Origin of the sequence: Mycobacterium sherrisii, assembly GCF_002102355.1 — a bacterium.
Lineage (GTDB): Bacteria > Actinomycetota > Actinomycetes > Mycobacteriales > Mycobacteriaceae > Mycobacterium > Mycobacterium sherrisii.
Genome location: NZ_LQPT01000070.1, coordinates 77461 through 95636, shown reverse-complemented (window position 1 = coordinate 95636; position 18176 = coordinate 77461). Strand labels below are relative to the sequence as shown.

Below are 18176 nucleotides of genomic sequence, written 5' to 3'. Positions count from 1 at the left end.
ACCCCGGGTGGTCGAGCGCCGAAATCTGGTTTGCTCAGATGCCGCCACGGGCGATCAGCTGCCCGGCAATCACATTGCGTTGGATCTCATTCGTGCCTTCACCGACGATCATCAGCGGGGCGTCCCGGAAGTAGCGCTCGACGTCGTATTCGGTCGAGTAGCCGTACCCGCCGTGGATGCGCACCGCGTTCAGGGCGATTTCCATGGCCACCTCGGAGGCGAATAGTTTGGCCATGCCGGCCTCCATGTCACAGCGCTCGCCGCTGTCGTATCGTTCGGCGGCGTAACGGGTGAGCTGGCGGGCGGCGGTGAGTTTGGTGGCCATGTCGGCCAGGTAGTTGCCGACGGCCTGGTGCTTCCAGATCGGCTGGCCGAAGCTTTCCCGCTGCTGCGCGTAGGCCAACGCGTCCTCGAGAGCGGCGGTCGCCACGCCCAGGGCCCGCGCGGCCACTTGGATGCGGCCCGTCTCAAGGCCCTTCATCATCTGCGAAAAGCCTTTGCCCATATGGTCCCCCAGCACGGCCGAGGCGGGTACGGGGTAATTGTCGAACGACAGTTCGCAGGATTCGACGCCCTTGTAACCCAGCTTCGGCAGATCCCGCGAAATCGTCAGTCCCGGGCCCTGTTCGACGAGCAGGATCGAGATCCCCCTGTGCCGCGGCGTCGCGTTCGGGTCGGTCTTGCACAGCAGCGCAATCAGTCCGGAGTGACGCGCGTTGCTGATCCAGGTCTTGGCGCCGTTGATCACCAGGCCGCCGGAACCGTCGGGCAGCGCGGTGGTCGACATGTTCTGGAGGTCCGAGCCGCCGCCGGGTTCGGTCAGCGCCATCGTGGCGCGCACTTCGCCGGTGGCCATCCGCGGCAGATAGGCACGTTTTTGCTGCTCGGTGCCGAACAGCGTGAGCAGTTTGGCGACCACGGTGTGCCCGCCCATGGCGCCCGCCAGGCTCATCCAGCCGCGGGCCAGCTCCTGGGTGACGCGCACGTACCCCGGCATCGACACCGGGGACCCGCCGTATTCCTCCGGGATGGCCAGGCCATAGATGCCGATCCGCTTCATCTGTTCGATCCACGCCTCGGGATAGGTGTTGGCGTGTTCGACCTCGCGGACCGTCGGTTTGACCTCGCGGTCGATGAACGCCCGCACCGTGTCGACCAGCATGTCTTCTTCGTCGTGCACCGTCGATAACCTTTCTGCTCGATGGTGGCGACCCGCTTCGCCCGGACGAGTTTGACCCTCGATCCGACAGCCTGCCAGCATGAGGCGTTGTGACGAGTAACGGGTATGCGGGAATTCGTGAGGGCGGTCCGTACTTTGACGATCTGTCGCCGGGCCAGGTCTTCGATTGGGCGCCGGTGGCGACCCTGTCCGCGGGCCTGGCCGCCGCGCACCAGGCCGTCGTGGGCGACCGGCTACGGCTGGCCTTGGACGCCGACCTGGCCGCCGCGGTGCTCGGCGGTCCGGGACCCCTGGCCTATCCGGGTCTGGTGTGCGACGTCGCCATCGGGCAGAGCACCCTGGTCACCCAGCGGGTCAAGGCCAATCTGTTCTACCGGGGGCTGACGTTTCACCGCTTTCCGGTGATCGGTGACTCGCTCTACACCCGCACCGAAGTCGTTGGGCTGCGCGCCAACTCGGTGAAACCCGGCCGCGCCCCGACGGGGTTGGCCGCGCTGCGGATGACCACGATCGACCAGGCCGACCGGTTGGTGCTCGACTTCCACCGTTGCGCCATGCTGCCCGCCAGCCCCGGGTGGAATCCCGACGATGCCCCCTCCGACGATCTGTCCAGCATCGGCGCCGATGCCGCGCCGCCGGCGGCCGACCCGGTGGGGCAGTGGGACGGAGAAGCGTTCCGAACGCGGGTCCCCGGACCGCATTTCGACGTCGGCATGGCCGGCAGGGTGCTGCACAGCAGCGCCGATGTCGTCAGCAATGCGCCCGAACTGGCCAGGCTTACCTTGAATATTGCTGCGGCACATCATGATTGGCGATCCGGCGGGCGCCGCTTGGTATACGGCGGGCACACCATCGGCTTGGCGTTCGCTCAGGCCAACAGGCTGCTGCCGAACCTGGCGACGGTGCTGGGCTGGGAGTCCTGCGACCACACCGGACCGGTGTACGAGGGCGACACCCTGTACAGCCTGCTGCAGATCGAATCGGCCGAGGCCAGCGCACACGGCGGCGTGCTGGGGCTGCGGTCGCAAGTCTATGCGGTCAGCGACACCGCCGGTGAGCCCGATCGGCCGGTGCTCGACTGGCGGCTGCGTGCCCTGCACTTCTGACCGAGTGGGCGCCACGCGCACAATGGGGACGTGAGCTCGGCCGCCACCAACTGGGGAAGCAGCGGGCTGGCCTACCTGACCGGCCTGCCCGACGCGCCGCCCGACTTCTCCCGCGCCGCCGTGTTGACGCGCGCCGAGCAGGTCGCCGCGTCCGTCGGCGCCCGGTTGGGTGTCGCCGTCGATGCGCCCACCCTGCTGGCCGGGCGGGCCGGGCTGCTCGGATTGACCCGCCGCGGGCGGACCGCCGCGGGAGGCGGCACCCGACTGCTTGCGGCCCGCGACGGCTGGTGCGCGGTCACGTTGTCGCGCCCCGACGACCTCGCCGCCGTGCCCGCTCTGCTTGAGGCCGACGACATCACAGGCGACCCCTGGCCGGTGTTGCAACGCTGGGCGACAACACGTCTCACGTCCGCGATCACCGAGCGCGCACAGCTGCTGGACATCCCCGCGGCCGGGCTCGGTGAGGCCTCGGCGACCGCGCCGCAGGCCCGCCGGATCGGCGTCGCCACCGGCCCCCGCGATTTCGCCGACCTGCTGGTCGCCGACCTGTCGTCGATGTGGGCCGGCCCGCTGTGTGGGCACCTGCTGGCCCGCGCCGGAGCGACCGTCGTCAAGGTCGAAAGCCCACGCCGACCGGACGGCACCCGGCTGGGCAATGCCGAATTCTTCGACTGGATGAACGGCGAAAAGCTGTCCTATTGCCTGGATTTCGACGCCCAGGGCGACGAGCTGCGGGCGCTGCTGACGGTCGCCGACATCGTCATCGAAGGCTCACGCCCCGCGGCGCTCGCGCGGCGCAGACTGGGGCCGCAACACGTTGTGCCACGACCGGGCCGAATCTGGTTGCGTATCACCGGATACGGCCAGCAATCCCTGCGCCCCGCATTCGGTGACGACGCCGCGGTGGCCGGCGGCCTGGTCGGATCCAGTGCCCAGGGCCCGGTGTTCTGCGGCGACGCCATCGCCGACCCGCTGACCGGGCTGGAAGCGACCGCGGCAGTCGCCGAATCGCTGCTACGCGGCGGCGGGGAACTGATCGACGTGTCGATGGCGGGCATCGCCGCGGTTTACGCCGCCCTTCCCCTCGCCGAACGCGGCGAAAGCGGGCCGGTGGCCGTGCCCCAACCCCCGCCGCCGCACCGCCGGGCCGCCGCGTCCGGCGCGGACAACGACACCGTGCGCCGCACCGTGTCCGAACGACATTTGCTGCCATGCTGATTCAGCGGGTCACGCTGCTGGATGGGACGGCGACCGATATCCGGGTCGGCGCGCGGATCGAGGAGATCGGCACAGGTCTGGCTGTTCGGCCCGGCGAGACCGTGCTCGACGGGCGCGGCGGGACGGTGCTGCCGGGCTTGCACGACCACCACGTGCACTTGCGCTCGGCGGCCTCGGCGATCGATTCCGTCCAGCTGGGACCGCCGGCGGTAACCACCAAAGATCAACTGGGGCAAGCGCTGTCGCGGGCGGCGCCGGGACCGGACGGTTGGATCCGGGCGGTCGGCTATCACGACAGCGTCGCCGGGGAATTGGACCGGGCGGCGCTCGACGCCGTCATGCCCAATGCCCCGGTCCGGGTCCAGCACCGCAGCGGGGCCCTGTGGATCCTCAACTCGGCCGCGCTGCGCCTGCTCGAAATGGCCGACCATCCCGACGGACGGCTGCGCGCCGCGGACCCGTGGTCGCGGGCCCTGGCGCGCCGGCATACCGACCTTGCCGAACTGAGCCGACGACTCGTCGCGCTCGGCATCACCGGCGTCACCGACGCCACCCCCGAGCTGGGCGCCGACGACATGGTCTCGCTGATGATGGCGCATCGCCACGGCGAGTTTTGGCCCCGGATAGCGTTTTTGGCGCCGGGCAAGATAATTCTGCATGACGACCAGCTCGACCTCGAAGCGCTCACCGAATGGATCACCGGCCGCCACCGCGACGGGCAGCCGGTCGCCGTGCATTGCGTCACCGCGGCGCAGCTGGTGGTGACGATCGCCGCCCTACGCGCCGCCGGCACCCATCCGCGGGACCGGATCGAGCACGCCGCCGTCGTCGCCGATGACAACCTGGCCGACCTCGCCGACCTCGGCGTCACGGTGGTGACCCAGCCCAACTTCGTCGCCGAGCGCGGTGACCAGTACCTCGCCGAGGTCCCCGCCGCCGAGCACGATCAGCTATGGCGGGTCGCGTCGCTGTGCAAAGCAAACGTCGGCGTGGCGTTGTCCACCGACGCGCCGTTCGGTCGCGGTGACCCGTGGGCGGCGATGCGCGCCGCGGTGCACCGCACCACCCCCAGCGGATCGGTGCTCGGCATCAACGAATGCGTCTCGGCCCCAACGGCGTTGGCAATGTTTTTCGGATGGGCCGATCAGCCCGCGCACCCCAGGGCCGTCGAGGTCGGGCAGCCGGGGGATCTGTGCGTGCTGAGCGCACCGCCCGCCGCGGCGCTGGCCGAACTCGACGCCGAGCTGGTGTCCGCGACCGTCATCGCCGGCACTCTCGCTTACGTGGTTGCCTAACCAACGGCCAGGGCACGCCCGAGCACTTCGCACTGGCCGTCAAAAAAGCGTTGGGATACACCGACTTTCGGTGCGACCAGGTCGAAGCCGTGGAAAGCGCCGGGGATGGTCTCGACCTCGCAGGGCACTCCGGCGCTGCGCAGGCGTTCGGCGTAGGCCAGGTCCTCGTCGTGGAAGAGGTCATGGGTGCCGACGCCGATCCACGCCGGCGGCAATCCACTGAGGTCGCCGCGGCGGGCCGGGACGGCAACCTGCGGATCGGCGTCGCCGAGATAGGCCGCCCAGCCGAATTCGTTACTGCGGGTGTTCCACAGGCGGTAGTCGGGGTTCTCGGGGGCCAGGGAACTGCGGTCGTCGAGCATCGGGTAGGCCAGCAACTGGAACACGGGTGCGACCTCGCCGCGATCGCGGGCCAACAACGCCAGCGAGGCGGCTAGTCCACCGCCGGCGCTAGCGCCGCCGATCGCGACCCGGTTGCGGTCCACCGCGGGCAGCCCGGCCAGCCAGGTCAGCACCGAATAGCAGTCCTCGAGCGGGATGGGATACCGGTGTTCGGGCGCCAGGCGGTATTCCACCGACGCAACCGTGATACCGAGCCTGGTGCTGAAGCCATGGCACACCCGATCGTCCTGCTTGGCGCTGCCCATCACATAGCCGCCGCCATGAATCCACACCAGTGCCGGCGCGGGTGCGGTCACGCCGGGCGGCCGGAACAGCCGAACACCGGCTCCGGACGCCAGGGTGATCACCTCGGCGTGCCGGGACGCGGCGGCGTTGCGCCGCTCGCGCAGCGCTGTCAGCAGGCGGATGGTGGACAGGCTGCGGCGGCTGACGAGTTGGCGCGGCACGATGCGCGCGATCCGCCGCAGATCAGGGTGAACGTCGTTGTTCGGCACGGGCCTAGTATCACCGACCGGGAAAGCGGTCCAGCGGTGGCATCGCGTGTTGTCATCCATCCATGGGTTCGCGACCAGCGCCACAACCGCCAATAGGCTGGCCGGAAAACATGGAGGCAAAGTGGCCACGCTAGTTCCGCGATTTGTCGACACCGTCCTCGGCAAGATCCACGTCCAGGTCAGCGAGGGGACGGGGCCCGCGGTGCTGATGTGGCCCAGCCTGATGATGACGGGCGACCTGTGGGCCGCCCAAGCCGATCGGTTCGGCGGCGACTACCGGCTGGTGCTGATCGATCCGCCCGGCCAGGGCGGCAGTGACCGGCTCACCGGCATGTTCAGTTTCACCGACTGCGCGCGCTGCGTGGTCGACGTGCTGGACGGCCTCGGCATCGACAAGGCACATTTCGTCGGCAATTCCTGGGGCGGGATGATCGGGGCCACCTTCGCCGCGCTATATCCGAACCGGCTCGACCGCGCCGTGTTGATGAACTGCACCGTGTCCAAGGTCGGCGTGGCCCAGCGCATCAAATTCGCTGCCATGCTGCAAGCGGCCCGGGTGCTCGGTGGCGTCAAGCCACCCCTGACCCGGCAGGTGATCCGTAATTTCGTCGGGCCGACGACGCTGCGCACCCGGCCGGAGGTGGTCGAGGCGCTGCGCGCGAAAGTCGAAGCCCTCAACTTCGATTCGGTCAGCTGGGCGGTGCGCAGCGTGGTACCCGCCCGACCCGACCAGCACGCGCTGTGCGCGGGCATCACCGCCCCGGTGCTGGTGGTCGCCGGCGCCGAAGACCCGACCTTCCCGGTGGCCGAGACGCGGGCCATGGCCGACTCCATTCCGGGCGCATCGTTCACCGTGATCGACGGTGCCGCCCACCTGGTGGCGATGGAGGATCCGGGCCGGGTCAACGAACTGCTCGACCAGTTCCTGTTCGGCGGCACCAGCTGAGCAGCACCGTGTGCCCTCGCAGATCGCTTGCTGGTTTAGCCAAAGGGCCGATTCCGCATGGTTAATGCGGGCGAGAGCGGGGTATCGGTCGGAGTGATTCAAATGCTGGCGCCCCGTCGGTGTCGGTGCGTGGGCCATGCCGAGGCGCGTCCGGGTTGCCCGGTCGGGCATGACACGAGGGACGTGAAATGCTGGGGCATCTCTACGATCGGGCGCTGGGTGGCGAGCGATGTTGGATTCGCCACGACGACGGTGAAATTCGGGCGCTGCCAACGCATCGTTGGCTCGGCGCCCGATGTCGTGCGGACGGCGAACCCGTCGATGCCCTCGACGAGGTGTTCGACGAAGCGGTTACCCAGATGTGCGACGGTCCGACCATCGAGCTCGGCTGCGGGCCGGGCCGGTTGGTCGCGCGTCTGTTCGAGCGCGGGATCTTCGCGCTCGGCATCGACCGTTCGGCGGCCGCCATCCGGCTGGCGGGCCGGGGTGGGGCGCCGGCCCTGCTGTGTGACGTCTTCGAACCGCTGCCGGGCATGGGGCGCTGGCAGACGGTGCTGTTGGTCGACGGCAACGTCGGCCTCGGCGGTGATCCGCGGCGGATTCTCGGGCGGGCGGCCGAGTTGCTGCGGCGCGGTGGGCGCTGCGTGGCCGAGTTCGACGTCGACGCCATCGGAATCCGCACCCGCTGGGTACGGTTGGAATCCGCCTACGACGTGGGACCGTGGTTCCGATGGGCATCGGTAGGGGTGGACAGCGCCGCGGACCTCGCGGCGCAAGTGGGGCTGACGTTGACCAGCGTCCGGATGATCGGCGACCGGGTGGTGGCCAGCTTGACCGCGTCCTGAGCAGCCTGCCGACGCTGTTTCGCAGCCCGCTGCGCGGCCCGTGGTTGACGTCGGTGTTCGGCCTGGTGTTGCTGGTCGTGCTGCCGGTCATCGCCATCACCGGCTTGTTGTCCTACATCGCCTATTCGCCGCAACTCGGCCAGGCCATTCCGGCCGACGTGGGGTGGCTGCGGTTGCCGTTGTTCACCTGGCCCACCCGCCCATCCTGGCTGTACCGGCTGACCCAGGGCCTGCACGTGGGCCTCGGACTGGTCATCATCCCGGTGGTGCTGGCCAAGCTGTGGTCGGTGATTCCGCGACTGTTCGCCTGGCCGCCGGCGCGGTCGATCGCCCAGCTGCTGGAGCGGCTGTCGCTGACCCTGCTCGTCGGTGGGGTCCTGTTCGAGATCATCACCGGCGTACTGAATATTCAGTACGACTACATCTTCGGCTTCAGCTTCTACGACGCGCACTACTTCGGGGCCTGGGTCTTCATCGCCGGGTTCCTGATGCACATCGCGATCAAGCTGCCGCGCATGGTCACCGGGCTAGGGTCGCTGTCGCTGCGCGACGTGCTGCGGACCGGTCGCGCCGACACCCGGCCCGAACCGCCGGACCCCGACGGCCTGGTGGCTGCCAACCCGGCCGAACCCACGATGAGCCGCCGGGGTGCCCTGGGGCTTGTCGGCGGCGGGGTGTTGCTGATCGCGGTGCTCACGGTCGGGCAGACCCTCGGCGGCGCCGCCCGCGGCGCCGCGCTGCTGGTGCCGCGCGGCCGCGGCAGGAACGACTTCCCGGTCAACAAGACGGCGGCGGCCGCCAATATCGATCCCGAAAGTGTCGGGGCGCGTTGGGTTTTGCGGCTACGCGGCGGGCCGAGTGAGGTGGTGTTGGATCGGGCGAAGCTGGCCGCCCTACCGCAACATACCGCGCGCCTGCCGATCGCCTGCGTGGAAGGCTGGTCGACCGTGCAGACCTGGAGCGGTGTGCGGCTGGCCGATCTGGCCCGCGTCGCGGGTGTTCCCGCACCGCGCTCCGCACGGGTGATTTCGCTGCAACGCGGCGGCGCGTTCGGACTGGCGACGTTGCAGGCCAACCAGGTTGGCGATCCCGACGCGCTGCTGGCGATGCGGGTGAACGGCGCGGACTTGCCGTTGGACCACGGGTACCCGGCCCGGATCATCGTGCCCGCTCTGCCCGGTGTGCATACCACCAAATGGGTGGGAACTATCGAGTTCGAGGCGTGAGATGCCAAGTAAATCAGCACGTTTCACACATATTTACGGATCGCATCCGCTGCATCTGCTGACCATGGCATTCGGTTTCGGGCTGCTGGGCTACATTCTGGCCACCTTCAAGCCGGCAACGCTGTGGAACCCGGACAGCTGGTGGCAGTCGATCGTGGTGTGGTTCGCCGCCGCCATCGTGGTCCACGACCTGCTCTTCTTTCCGCTTTACGCACTGGCGGACCGCGTGCTGGCCGCACGGCTACGGCGAAAGCAGCTGCGTGAGCAACCAAATATACTGGCCCGCAACTACATTCGGGTACCCGCCCTGGGCGCGGGGCTGACGTTGCTGATTTTTCTGCCCGGCATCATCGAACAGGGTGCGCCCACCTATCACGCGGCGACCGGGCAAACCCAGCAGCCCTTCTTGGGGCGGTGGCTGCTGCTCACCGCGACCATGTTCGGCGTCAGCGCGCTGAGTTACGCGATCCGGGTGGCCGCGGCGCGTCGGCGCGCCCCGCTCAGCGAACCGCAACAACCAGGCTAGAGCGGCACATCCGGCGGATCAGCAAACGAACTTCGGCCATCTTCGCGACTTCGACGCAAACGTCAGTTTGCCTCGACAACGTGAGGGTACAGTCCCGTACATGACGGCCTGGGTTCCGAGCATGACACCCTGCGTGAAGCGATTGCTGCGGGCCCGTCCCGCCGACTATGCGCTGGCATTGAGCGTGATGGGGGCTTCGCTCCCGATGGTCGGCAAGCACCTCGAACCGTTGGGCGGCGTGACCGCGATGGGTGTCTGGGGCGCGCGACACGCGCCGGAGGCGATTTCCGCCCTGAAGCGGGATTGGCTGACACCCGGCATCAACGACGCACGCCGCCGGGATCGAGAGAGCACGCACGACGTCTCGGTCGCCGCCCTGCGTGGTCTGGTGTCGGCCGCGGATCTCGAACTCGACTGGCCCGTGGCCGACCGGACGCCGCCCATCTGGGAGGCGTTGCGGCAGCGCCGATATCTGCACCGTCGGGCAGTCCACTACGGCGACCATCCCGCGCAGGTACTGGACGTCTGGCGGCTCAAGGACCTGCCCGCCCAGCCCGCGCCGGTGCTGATCTTCGTCCCCGGCGGGGCCTGGGTGCACGGCCGCGCCATGATGCAGGGCACCGCCCTGATGTCGCGGCTGGCGGAGCAGGGGTGGGTGTGCCTGGCGATCGACTACCGGGTGGCGCCGCACCACCGCTGGCCCCGGCACATCACCGACGTCAAGACCGCGATCGCCTGGGCCCGAGCCAATGTCGACAAGTTCGGCGGCGACCGCAATTTCGTTGCGGTGGCGGGTTGTTCGGCGGGTGGGCATCTGTCCGCGCTGGCCGGGCTCACCTCCGACGACCCGGACTTCGCGCGCAAGCTGCCCGAGGGTGCCGACAGCTCGGCGGACGCGGTGGTCGGCATCTACGGTCGGTACGACTGGGAGGACCGCTCCACCCCGGAGCGCGACCGGTTTGTCGAATTCCTGGAACGCGTCGTGGTCAGAAAGTCCATCGCACGCCACCCCGAGTTGTACCGCGCGGCATCGCCGATCGCGCGCGTGCACCGCAACGCGCCACCCTTCCTGGTGATGCACGGCAGCAAAGACACGGTCATCCCGGTCGAGCAGGCGCGCAGTTTCGTCGAACGGCTCCGCACGGTGTCGCATTCGACGGTCGGCTACCTGGAATTGCCCGGCGCTGGCCATGGTTTTGACATGATCGACGGCGCGCGCGCCGGCGTCGCGGCCCACGCCACTTCGCTGTTCCTCAATCAGGTGTATCGCACCAAAACGCAGATCCGGGCAAAAGAAGTTATCTAGCCCGGCCCCTGAGTAAGGTCGCTGCTGAGGGGAAGGGGCCAGCGATGAAACGGCTCAGTGGCTGGGACTCGGTACTGCTCTACAGCGAGACCCCGAACGTGCACATGCACACCATCAAGGTCGCCATCGTCGAGATCGACCCCGAGCGTCGCGATTTCAACATCGACTCGTTTCGGGAGGTGATCGGGGCGCGGCTCAACAAACTCGAGCCCTTCACCTACCAGCTCGTCGACATTCCCTGGAAGTTCCACCACCCGATGTGGCGCGAGCACTGCGAGGTGGACCTCGACTACCACATCCGGCCCATGCGGCTGCCCGAGCCGGGCGGGCGTCGCGAGCTCGACGAGGCGATCGGGCAGATCGCCAGCACCCCGCTGGACCGCGGCCGCCCGCTGTGGGAGATGTACTTCATCGAAGGCCTGGCCAACGACCGGGTCGCGGTGGTCGGCAAAATCCACCACGCGCTCGCCGACGGCGTCGCGTCGGCCAACCTGATGGCCCGGGGCATGGACCTGTTGCCGACCCCGGAAAGCGGCCCGCCGATCACCGATCCCGCGCCCACCAAACCGCAGTTGCTGCGCTCGGCGTTCGCCGACCACCTGCGCCAGGTCGCGAAACTGCCGGGGACGGTGCGCTACACCGCCCGCGGCATCAACCGGGTACGGCGCAGCTCGCGCAAGCTCTCCCCGGAGCTCACCATGCCCTTCACCCCGCCGCCCACCTTCATCAACCACCGAATCACGCCGGAGCGGCGATTCGCCACGGCCATCCTGGCGCTGGCGGACATCAAGGAGGCCGGCAAGCGCTGCGGCGGCACGATCAACGACGTGGTGCTGGCAATGTCGACCGGGGCGTTGCGCACCCTGCTGCTGCGCTACGACGGCACCGCCGAACCGTTGTTGGCGTCGGTCCCGGCGAGTTTCGACTTCTCCCCGGACCGGATATCGGGCAACTACTTCACCGGTCTGATGGTCGCCTTGCCGGCCGATCTCGACGATCCGCTGGCGCGGTTGCACGCCTGCCACGACAACGCCGTCTCCGCCAAGGAGGCTTTCCACCTGGTCGGACCCGAATTGATCAGCCGCTGGTCGGCCTACATGCCGCCGGCAGCCACCGAATCATTCTTTCGCTGGGCGTCCAGCCGCGACGGCCAGAACAAAATCCTCAACCTGCCCATCTCGAATGTTCCCGGGCCGCGCGAGCACGGTCGGGTCGGCGGGGCGCTGGTCACCGAGATTTATTCGGTCGGGCCGTTGACGGCCGGCAGCGGGCTGAACATCACCGTGTGGAGTTACGTCGATCAGCTCAACATCTCGGTACTCACCGACGGCGCAACTGTCAAAGACCCGCACGAGGTGACCGAGGCCATGGTCGCCGACTTCATCGAATTACGAAGGGCCGCGGGGATTTCCGAAGAGTTGACGGTGGTCGACGCCGCGATGGCCCCGGCCTGAGCAGCCCGCCGGTCCGCCGCGCCGCGGACTCGGGTAACCAGACTCTTTCCTGATGCCAATGCCATTTCCGCCGGCGGTTACCATCAGTCGATAGCAGCCCCTGGTTTGCCGCCCGATTGTGCACTGACTACCGAGGAGATGTGCAGCGCGTGAGTGGAAACGAAGAAGCCAACGAATCCGAGGTCATCGTCGAACAGCGCGGCCGGATCCTGATCATCACGATCAACCGTCCCCAGGCCCGCAACGCTGTCAACGCCGCGGTGGCCAACGGGCTGGCCGCGGCCGTGGACCAGCTCGACGGCGATCCGGGCCTGTCGGTCGGCATCCTGACCGGCGCGGGCGGCTCGTTCTGCGCGGGCATGGATCTCAAGGCGTTCGCACGCGGGGAACTGCCCATCGTGGCGGGCCGCGGCATGGGATTCACCGAACGCCCACCGGACAAGCCGCTCATCGCGGCCGTCGAAGGCTACGCCCTGGCGGGCGGCACCGAGCTGGCGCTGGCCACCGACTTGATCGTGGCGTCCACGGATTCCGCCTTCGGGATCCCCGAGGTCAAGCGTGGATTGGTCGCCGGTGGCGGGGGCCTGCTGCGGTTGCCGCAGCGCATCCCGTCGGCCATCGCGATGGAATTGGCGCTGACCGGCGACAACCTGAGCGCCGAGCGCGCGCACGCGCTGGGGATGGTGAACGTGTTGGCCGAGCCGGGCAGCGTGCTGGACGCCGCGATCGCGCTGGCCGAGAAGATCGCCGCCAACGGGCCGCTGGCGGTGGCCGCCACCAAGCGGATCATCGTGGAGTCGCGCGGCTGGAGTCCTGTCACCATGTTCGCCGAGCAGAACAAACTATTGGGGCCGGTGTTCGCGTCGAACGACGCCAAGGAAGGCGCCATCGCGTTCGCCGAGAAGCGTGCGCCGCAGTGGACCGGCACCTGAGACAGGTGTAATACACTATGTTCGTAGAGTCGAGGCGACGGCGCAAAAGGGTTGGGATGCAGAGGGATCGAGCATGAGCATTTCGTTGCTTCTCGAGATGGCTGCGTCGAGCAACCCCGATCGCGTCGCCGTGGTCTCGGGGGACACCCGGCTGACGACGCAGGAGCTCAGCGATCTGGCCGACGGCGGTGCCGGGGTGATCGCGGGATCGGGTGCGGCGCACGTAGCCTACGTGGGCGTCGGCGGCGCGATGCTGCCTGTGCTGATCTTCGCCGCGGCACGCGCCGGGGTGCCGTTCACCCCGCTCAACTATCGGCTGTCCGCCGAGGGGATCCAGACGCTGATCGGGCGGCTGTCCGAACCGCTGGTCGTTGTTGATGCCCGATATCGGGAGATGCTCGGTGAGTTCGCCGGCCGGGTGATGGATGCCGATGAGTTTTTGGCGGCGGTGCGCAGCGCCGAGCCGGCCGCGCAGTTTCCCGACCCGGAGTCGGTGGCCGTCGTGCTGTTCACCTCCGGCACCACGTCGCAGCCCAAGGCCGTCGAACTCTCGCACAACAACCTGACCAGCTACGTGACCGGAACCGTCGAATTCGATTCGGCGGCAGAACTTGACGCGGCGCTGATCTGCGTGCCGCCGTACCACATCGCCGGGGTCGGTGCTGCGCTGTCGAACCTGTACGCCGGGCGCAAGATGGTCTACCTGCCCAACTTCGATGCCGCCGAATGGGTGCGCCTGATCGGCGCCGAGCAGGTGACCACCGCGACGTTGGTGCCCACCATGCTCGACCGGGTGGTCACCGTGCTCGAGACGGGTGAGCACGAGTTGGCGTCGTTGCGCAACCTGGCCTACGGCGGCTCCAAGGTCGCCCTGCCGTTGGTTCGCCGGGCGCTCGAACTGATGCCGAATGTGGGTTTCGTCAATGCCTACGGGCTGACCGAGACGAGTTCGACGATTGCGGTGTTGACCCCTGAGGATCACCGCGCGGCGCTTTCGGCCTCAGAGCCCGAGGCGATCCGGCGGCTGGGGTCGGTGGGACGCCCGGTGCCCGGCATCGAGGTCGAGATTCGCGATGAGCAGGGCAACGTGCTGCCCGCCGGGGCCACCGGTGAGTTGTTTGTGCGCGGTGAGCAGGTCTCGGGCCGCTACACCGGGATCGGCTCGGTGCTTGACGAGAACGGCTGGTTTCCCACCAAGGACATCGCGATGGTGGATGAGCAGGGTTATCTGTTCATCGGCGGGCGCAGTGACGACACCATCATCCGCGGCGGGGAGAACATCGCGCCGGCCGAGTTGGAGGAGGTGCTCGTCGAGCATCCGCAGGTGCGCGAGGTCGCCGTGGTGGGGGTGGAGGATCCGCAGTGGGGGCAGGCGATCGTCGCGGTGGTGGTGCCCCGCCCCGGCGCCGATCCCGATCCCGAGGAGTTGCGCGAACACGTCCGCAAAACTCTGCGCGGGTCGCGCACGCCGGACCGCGTCGTGTTCCGCGAGGAGTTGCCGACCACACCCACGGGCAAGGTGCTGCGCCGGGAGATCATCGAAGACCTAACAGGATTGCAGGCCGCCCCGGCCGAGTAGTGAGCAAAGGACGACAAACCATGGTTAAAAACGGAACCCGTCTTGCCAGCCAGGTGTGTGACACCCAGGTCATCGTGGTCAGGACCGCCGATAGTCTCGACGACCTGCGCTGCGGCGGGGCTCCGATGGTACCGATCGGCGCCGAGCGCTCCGGCGAGCTGGATCCGGCCTTCGCCGAGGGCACGGTGATGGGCAAACGCTATGTCGACGACACCGGCGCCGAGGTGCTGGTCACCAAGCCCGGGGCGGGAAGCCTGAGCATCGGTCAGACCGCGCTTGCGCTCAAAGAGGTCAAACCGCTTCCCGCCAGCGACTAGCCGTCCTGCTTGCCGGGAATTCCGTTGCGAGTCACGAATTCCCTTGCCTTGATCAGGAACTCGAGCTGCTCGCCGACCTGGCCGAGCGGCCGCACCGAACGGGTCGATCGCGACAGCACGATCGCGCCCTCCAACGCGGAAATCGACATCACCGCCAGCGAGGCGGCATCGTCGTCGCCAAAGCCGTCCTTGATGAACGCGTGGGTCAAGGCCGTGCACCAACGGGCCAGGATCGCGCCCGCCTCGGCCGTCAGATCCTGGTCGGTCTCGTCGGCGCTGATGGCCGCGGCGACCACCGGGCAACCGGCGTGAAAGTCGCCGCCGATCAGCAAGCGCTCCCAGAGCTTGATGAACTCGCTGAGCAGCGCCCCGGCGCCGCGATCGGCGGCCTTGTCGATGGTGGCGGTGATGGAATCGCCCGAGTAGCGCAGTGCCTCGCGCAGAATCTGGTTGCGTCCGTCGGGAAAGTGGTAGTACACCGAACCGCGCGGGGCGCCGCTGCGCGAGAGTACGGCATCGATGGTGACCCCGGCGGCGCCGCGCTCACGCATCACCTCGGCGGCGCTGATCAGCATCTTCGTCCGGGTACCGCCTCGTTTCGGCGGCGCGACATCGCTTGTGGTCGGCACTGTCGTACCTCCTCGGGCTGAGGTCATGCAGCGTGCTGATGCCGCGAGACCGGCCAGTGCATGTTACGCGGATTGAACCAGAACGACCGGCGTTTCCGGTCGGGTATCTCGCGCGTGAACTGATAGCCAGCGACGTTGAGCTCGATGATCCACATGGTTTGTCTCCCGGCCTAGTGCTGCACTCATGTGCCGGGGCCGGCGGCTCATGATTATGATGAGAATCATATAAGACATTGATCTACTAAGCAACTTGTTAGAGGTACTAAACTCGCAGACCACGGAAAACATGTGACCGATGTCATTTACTCGTGGTGAGCAAAAGCTGAGTAGACCTTAAGGATTATGCTTTATTGCATAATTCCGGGTTCTGGGTTTGACTGATGTGATGACACACACGTTTAACAGCCCGGATCCCCAGATCCTTCCCGAACTGGCCACCATATCGTTGGAGCGCGACGGCCACGTCTTGCTGATCGGGCTGAACCGGGCGGCCAAACGTAACTCTTTCGACCGCGGCATGCTCGCCGACCTCGCGCGCGCCTACGCGCTGCTGGAAGCCGACGAGTCGCTGCGCGCGGGTGTGCTGTTCGCCCACGGCGACCACTTCACCGCCGGGCTGGACCTGGTCGACGTTGCGCCGGCCATCGCCGCCGGTCAGTCCCCACTGCCCGAGGACGGCCGGGACCCGTGGCGGCTGGACGGGACTTGGACGGAGGCCGCGTCGACCCCGCTCGTCGCGGTTGCGCACGGATGGTGCATGACGCTGGGCATCGAACTGCTGCTGGCCGCCGACATCAGGATCGCGGCCGCCGATACCCGCTTCAGTCAGCTCGAGGTGCGGCGCGGGATCTACCCGTTCGGCGGCGCGACGATTCGGCTGCCCCGCGAGGCCGGCTGGGGCAACGCCATGCGCTGGCTGCTGACCGGCGACGAGTTCGATGCCCGCGAGGCACACCGCATCGGGTTGGTGCAGGAGGTGGCCAACGACGCGGCCGCGGCGCTGGCCCGGGCGCGCCACATCGCGCACACCATCGCCGACCGTGCCGCCCCGCTGGGGGTGCGGGCCACGCTCGAGTCGGCACATCTCGCCCGCACGCGGGGCGAGGCGGCGGCGGTCGAAAGGCTGCGGCCCGTCGTCACCGAACTGTTCGCCAGCCAGGACGCCGCCGAGGGCGTGCGGTCGTCCATCGAACGCCGCGACGCGAACTTCTCCGGCCGCTAAGCGGCCGCTCGCCAGGCGCGCAGCCGTCAGCCCTCGACGGTGTAGCCCATCGGCATCAGCACACTCTTCTGCTGGGTGAAGTGCTCGACGCCTTCGGGACCGTTCTCCCGGCCGATGCCCGAGTTCTTGTAGCCGCCGAACGGGCAGCACGGGTCGAACGCGTACCAGTTGATCGCGTAGGTCCCGGTGCGAATCTTCTCCGCGATCTCGATGCCCCTGGGCACGTCGGACGTCCACACGCTGCCGGCCAGCCCGTACGCCGAATCGTTGGCGATCTTGATCGCATCCTCTTCGCTGTCGAACGGGATGATGCTCAGCACCGGGCCGAAGATCTCCTCCTGCGCGATCGTCATCTTGTTGTCGACGTCGGCGAATACGGTGGGCTGCACGAAGAAACCGTTCTCCAACCCCTCGGGGCGGCCACCGCCGCACACCAGCCGGGCGCCCTCCTCGACGCCCTTGGCGATGTAGCCCTCCACCCGGGCGCGCTGCTTCTCCGAGATCAGCGAGCCGATCTGGGCGGCCGGGTCCGACGGCGGCCCGACGGGCAAGGCCTGCACGAAGGCGCTGACCGCGGCCACGATTTCGTCGTAGCGCGAGCGCGGCGCCAGGATGCGGGTCTGGCCCACGCACGCCTGCCCGGTGTTCATGATCCCGGAGAACACCAGCATCGGGACCGCCGATGCGAGGTCGACGTCCTCGAGAAGGATGGCCGCCGACTTACCGCCGAGCTCCAGCGTGCACGGCTTGAGCATCTCCGCGGCCCGCCGGCCGATCTCCTTGCCGACGGCCGAACTGCCGGTGAACGTGAACATGTCGACGTCCGGATTCGATGTCAGGGCTTGGCCGGTCTCGACACCGCCGGGCACCACCGACAGCACGCCCTCGGGCAGGCCGGCCTCGGCGAAGATGTCGGCCAAAGCGTTTGTCGTCAACGGGGTTTCGGCAGCCGGCTTGAGCACCACCGTGCAGCCGGCCAGCAGCGCGGGCCCCAGCTTGTTGACCGCCAGGAACAACGGCACATTCCAGGCGACGATCGCGCCGACGACGCCGATCGGTTCGCGGTAGACGATGGTCTGGCCGTAGGAGCCATTGCGGATCTCCCGCCACTTGACCTGGTCGACGGCCGGGCCGGCGAAGAAGTTCATCGCGCCCATCGACCCCATCCAGTGCATGGTCTCGATGGTGGTCGGCGGCTGTCCCGTCTCCCCGGCCAGCAGCGCACTCAGCAGCTCCTTGCGTTCCTCCATCAACTTCACCGCGTTGGCGATCACGGCCGCGCGTTCCTTCGGCGGGGTCGACGGCCACGGCCCGCTGTCGAAGGCGGCGCGGGCCGCCGCCACCGCCGCGTCGACGTCGGCGGCCGCGGCCAGCGGCGCCTTGCCGAAGTACTCGCCGGTGGCCGGACAGTGCACCTCGATCACCTCGGCAGTCGAGGGCTCCGTCCACTTGCCGCCGATGAAAAGCTTGTCGTATTCGGTCTTGATGTCGGTCATGTT

At 68.2% G+C, this 18176-nt stretch carries 18 protein-coding genes; 13 read left to right on the top strand and 5 right to left on the bottom strand.

The features are described from left to right. Positions 1-34: 34 nt before the first annotated feature. On the bottom strand, positions 35-1162 hold the full coding sequence (locus AWC25_RS11595; RefSeq protein ID WP_069399969.1) for an acyl-CoA dehydrogenase family protein: 1128 nt from the start codon (positions 1160-1162) through the stop codon (positions 35-37). 107 nt (positions 1163-1269) lie between these two features. On the opposite strand from AWC25_RS11595, the gene AWC25_RS11590 reads away from it, so the two are divergent. From AWC25_RS11590 to AWC25_RS11580, 3 genes are read left to right on the top strand one after another with little or no spacing between them, the layout of a single operon-like run. Then, on the top strand, positions 1270-2286 hold the full coding sequence (locus AWC25_RS11590; protein ID WP_069399894.1) for a MaoC family dehydratase: 1017 nt from the start codon (positions 1270-1272) through the stop codon (positions 2284-2286). A gap of 30 nt (positions 2287-2316) precedes the next feature. Next, complete coding sequence (locus AWC25_RS11585) at positions 2317-3504, top strand: CoA transferase (protein ID WP_085166807.1); 1188 nt, start codon at positions 2317-2319, stop codon at positions 3502-3504. Next, positions 3498-4799 carry an amidohydrolase family protein gene (locus AWC25_RS11580; protein ID WP_069399896.1) on the top strand — a complete coding sequence of 434 codons (1302 nt, stop codon included), beginning with the start codon at positions 3498-3500 and terminating at the stop codon, positions 4797-4799. The genes AWC25_RS11585 and AWC25_RS11580 overlap by 7 nt, the downstream gene beginning before the upstream one ends. Here the strand turns inward: AWC25_RS11580 and AWC25_RS11575 are convergent. Beyond that, positions 4796-5695, bottom strand: a complete 900-nt coding sequence (locus AWC25_RS11575) for an alpha/beta hydrolase (RefSeq protein ID WP_069399897.1) — start codon at positions 5693-5695, stop codon at positions 4796-4798. The two genes, AWC25_RS11580 and AWC25_RS11575, sit on opposite strands and share 4 nt — an antisense overlap. Before the next feature lie 208 nt (positions 5696-5903). Here AWC25_RS11575 and AWC25_RS11570 point away from each other — a divergent pair, with 208 nt between their 5' ends. The 9 genes from AWC25_RS11570 to AWC25_RS11530 all read left to right on the top strand — a co-directional run bounded on the left by AWC25_RS11570 (position 5904) and on the right by AWC25_RS11530 (position 14826). Then, complete coding sequence (locus tag AWC25_RS11570; protein WP_085166838.1) at positions 5904-6641, top strand: alpha/beta fold hydrolase; 738 nt, start codon at positions 5904-5906, stop codon at positions 6639-6641. 188 nt (positions 6642-6829) lie between these two features. Then, the gene (locus tag AWC25_RS11565; protein WP_069399972.1) at positions 6830-7486 is read left to right on the top strand and encodes a class I SAM-dependent methyltransferase; all 657 of its coding nucleotides are present in this window, start codon (positions 6830-6832) and stop codon (positions 7484-7486) included. Next, entirely contained in the window at positions 7483-8712 is a 1230-nt protein-coding gene (locus AWC25_RS11560) for a molybdopterin-dependent oxidoreductase (protein WP_069399971.1), read from the top strand. The genes AWC25_RS11565 and AWC25_RS11560 overlap by 4 nt, the downstream gene beginning before the upstream one ends. 1 nt (position 8713) lies before the next feature. Continuing rightward, positions 8714-9238 (top strand): hypothetical protein, encoded by a 525-nt coding sequence (locus AWC25_RS11555; RefSeq protein ID WP_069399898.1) that lies wholly within the window; start codon positions 8714-8716, stop codon positions 9236-9238. A 100-nt stretch (positions 9239-9338) separates the two neighbouring features. Then, positions 9339-10544: an alpha/beta hydrolase gene (locus AWC25_RS11550; RefSeq protein ID WP_069399899.1), complete on the top strand. Its 1206-nt coding sequence runs from the start codon at positions 9339-9341 to the stop codon at positions 10542-10544. A gap of 44 nt (positions 10545-10588) precedes the next feature. Beyond that, on the top strand, positions 10589-11998 hold the full coding sequence (locus tag AWC25_RS11545) for a WS/DGAT/MGAT family O-acyltransferase (protein ID WP_069399900.1): 1410 nt from the start codon (positions 10589-10591) through the stop codon (positions 11996-11998). A gap of 140 nt (positions 11999-12138) precedes the next feature. After that, positions 12139-12930 carry a crotonase/enoyl-CoA hydratase family protein gene (locus AWC25_RS11540; RefSeq protein ID WP_085166806.1) on the top strand — a complete coding sequence of 264 codons (792 nt, stop codon included), beginning with the start codon at positions 12139-12141 and terminating at the stop codon, positions 12928-12930. A gap of 73 nt (positions 12931-13003) precedes the next feature. Next, positions 13004-14509, top strand: a complete 1506-nt coding sequence (locus AWC25_RS11535) for a class I adenylate-forming enzyme family protein (RefSeq protein WP_069399902.1) — start codon at positions 13004-13006, stop codon at positions 14507-14509. 20 nt (positions 14510-14529) lie between these two features. After that, positions 14530-14826, top strand: a complete 297-nt coding sequence (locus tag AWC25_RS11530; RefSeq protein ID WP_069399973.1) for a hypothetical protein — start codon at positions 14530-14532, stop codon at positions 14824-14826. Here AWC25_RS11530 and AWC25_RS11525 read toward each other — a convergent pair. Beyond that, positions 14823-15455 carry a TetR/AcrR family transcriptional regulator gene (locus tag AWC25_RS11525; protein ID WP_232326961.1) on the bottom strand — a complete coding sequence of 211 codons (633 nt, stop codon included), beginning with the start codon at positions 15453-15455 and terminating at the stop codon, positions 14823-14825. The two genes, AWC25_RS11530 and AWC25_RS11525, sit on opposite strands and share 4 nt — an antisense overlap. 23 nt (positions 15456-15478) lie before the next feature. Then, the gene (locus AWC25_RS27675; RefSeq protein ID WP_264033741.1) at positions 15479-15610 is read right to left on the bottom strand and encodes a hypothetical protein; all 132 of its coding nucleotides are present in this window, start codon (positions 15608-15610) and stop codon (positions 15479-15481) included. Positions 15611-15840: 230 nt separating this feature from the next. Between AWC25_RS27675 and AWC25_RS11520 the strand changes: the two genes are divergently transcribed. Then, positions 15841-16677: a crotonase/enoyl-CoA hydratase family protein gene (locus AWC25_RS11520; protein ID WP_085166805.1), complete on the top strand. Its 837-nt coding sequence runs from the start codon at positions 15841-15843 to the stop codon at positions 16675-16677. A 26-nt stretch (positions 16678-16703) separates the two neighbouring features. Here the strand turns inward: AWC25_RS11520 and AWC25_RS11515 are convergent, their stop codons facing one another. Next, positions 16704-18173 carry an aldehyde dehydrogenase gene (locus AWC25_RS11515; protein WP_069399905.1) on the bottom strand — a complete coding sequence of 490 codons (1470 nt, stop codon included), beginning with the start codon at positions 18171-18173 and terminating at the stop codon, positions 16704-16706. Positions 18174-18176 lie beyond the last annotated feature (3 nt).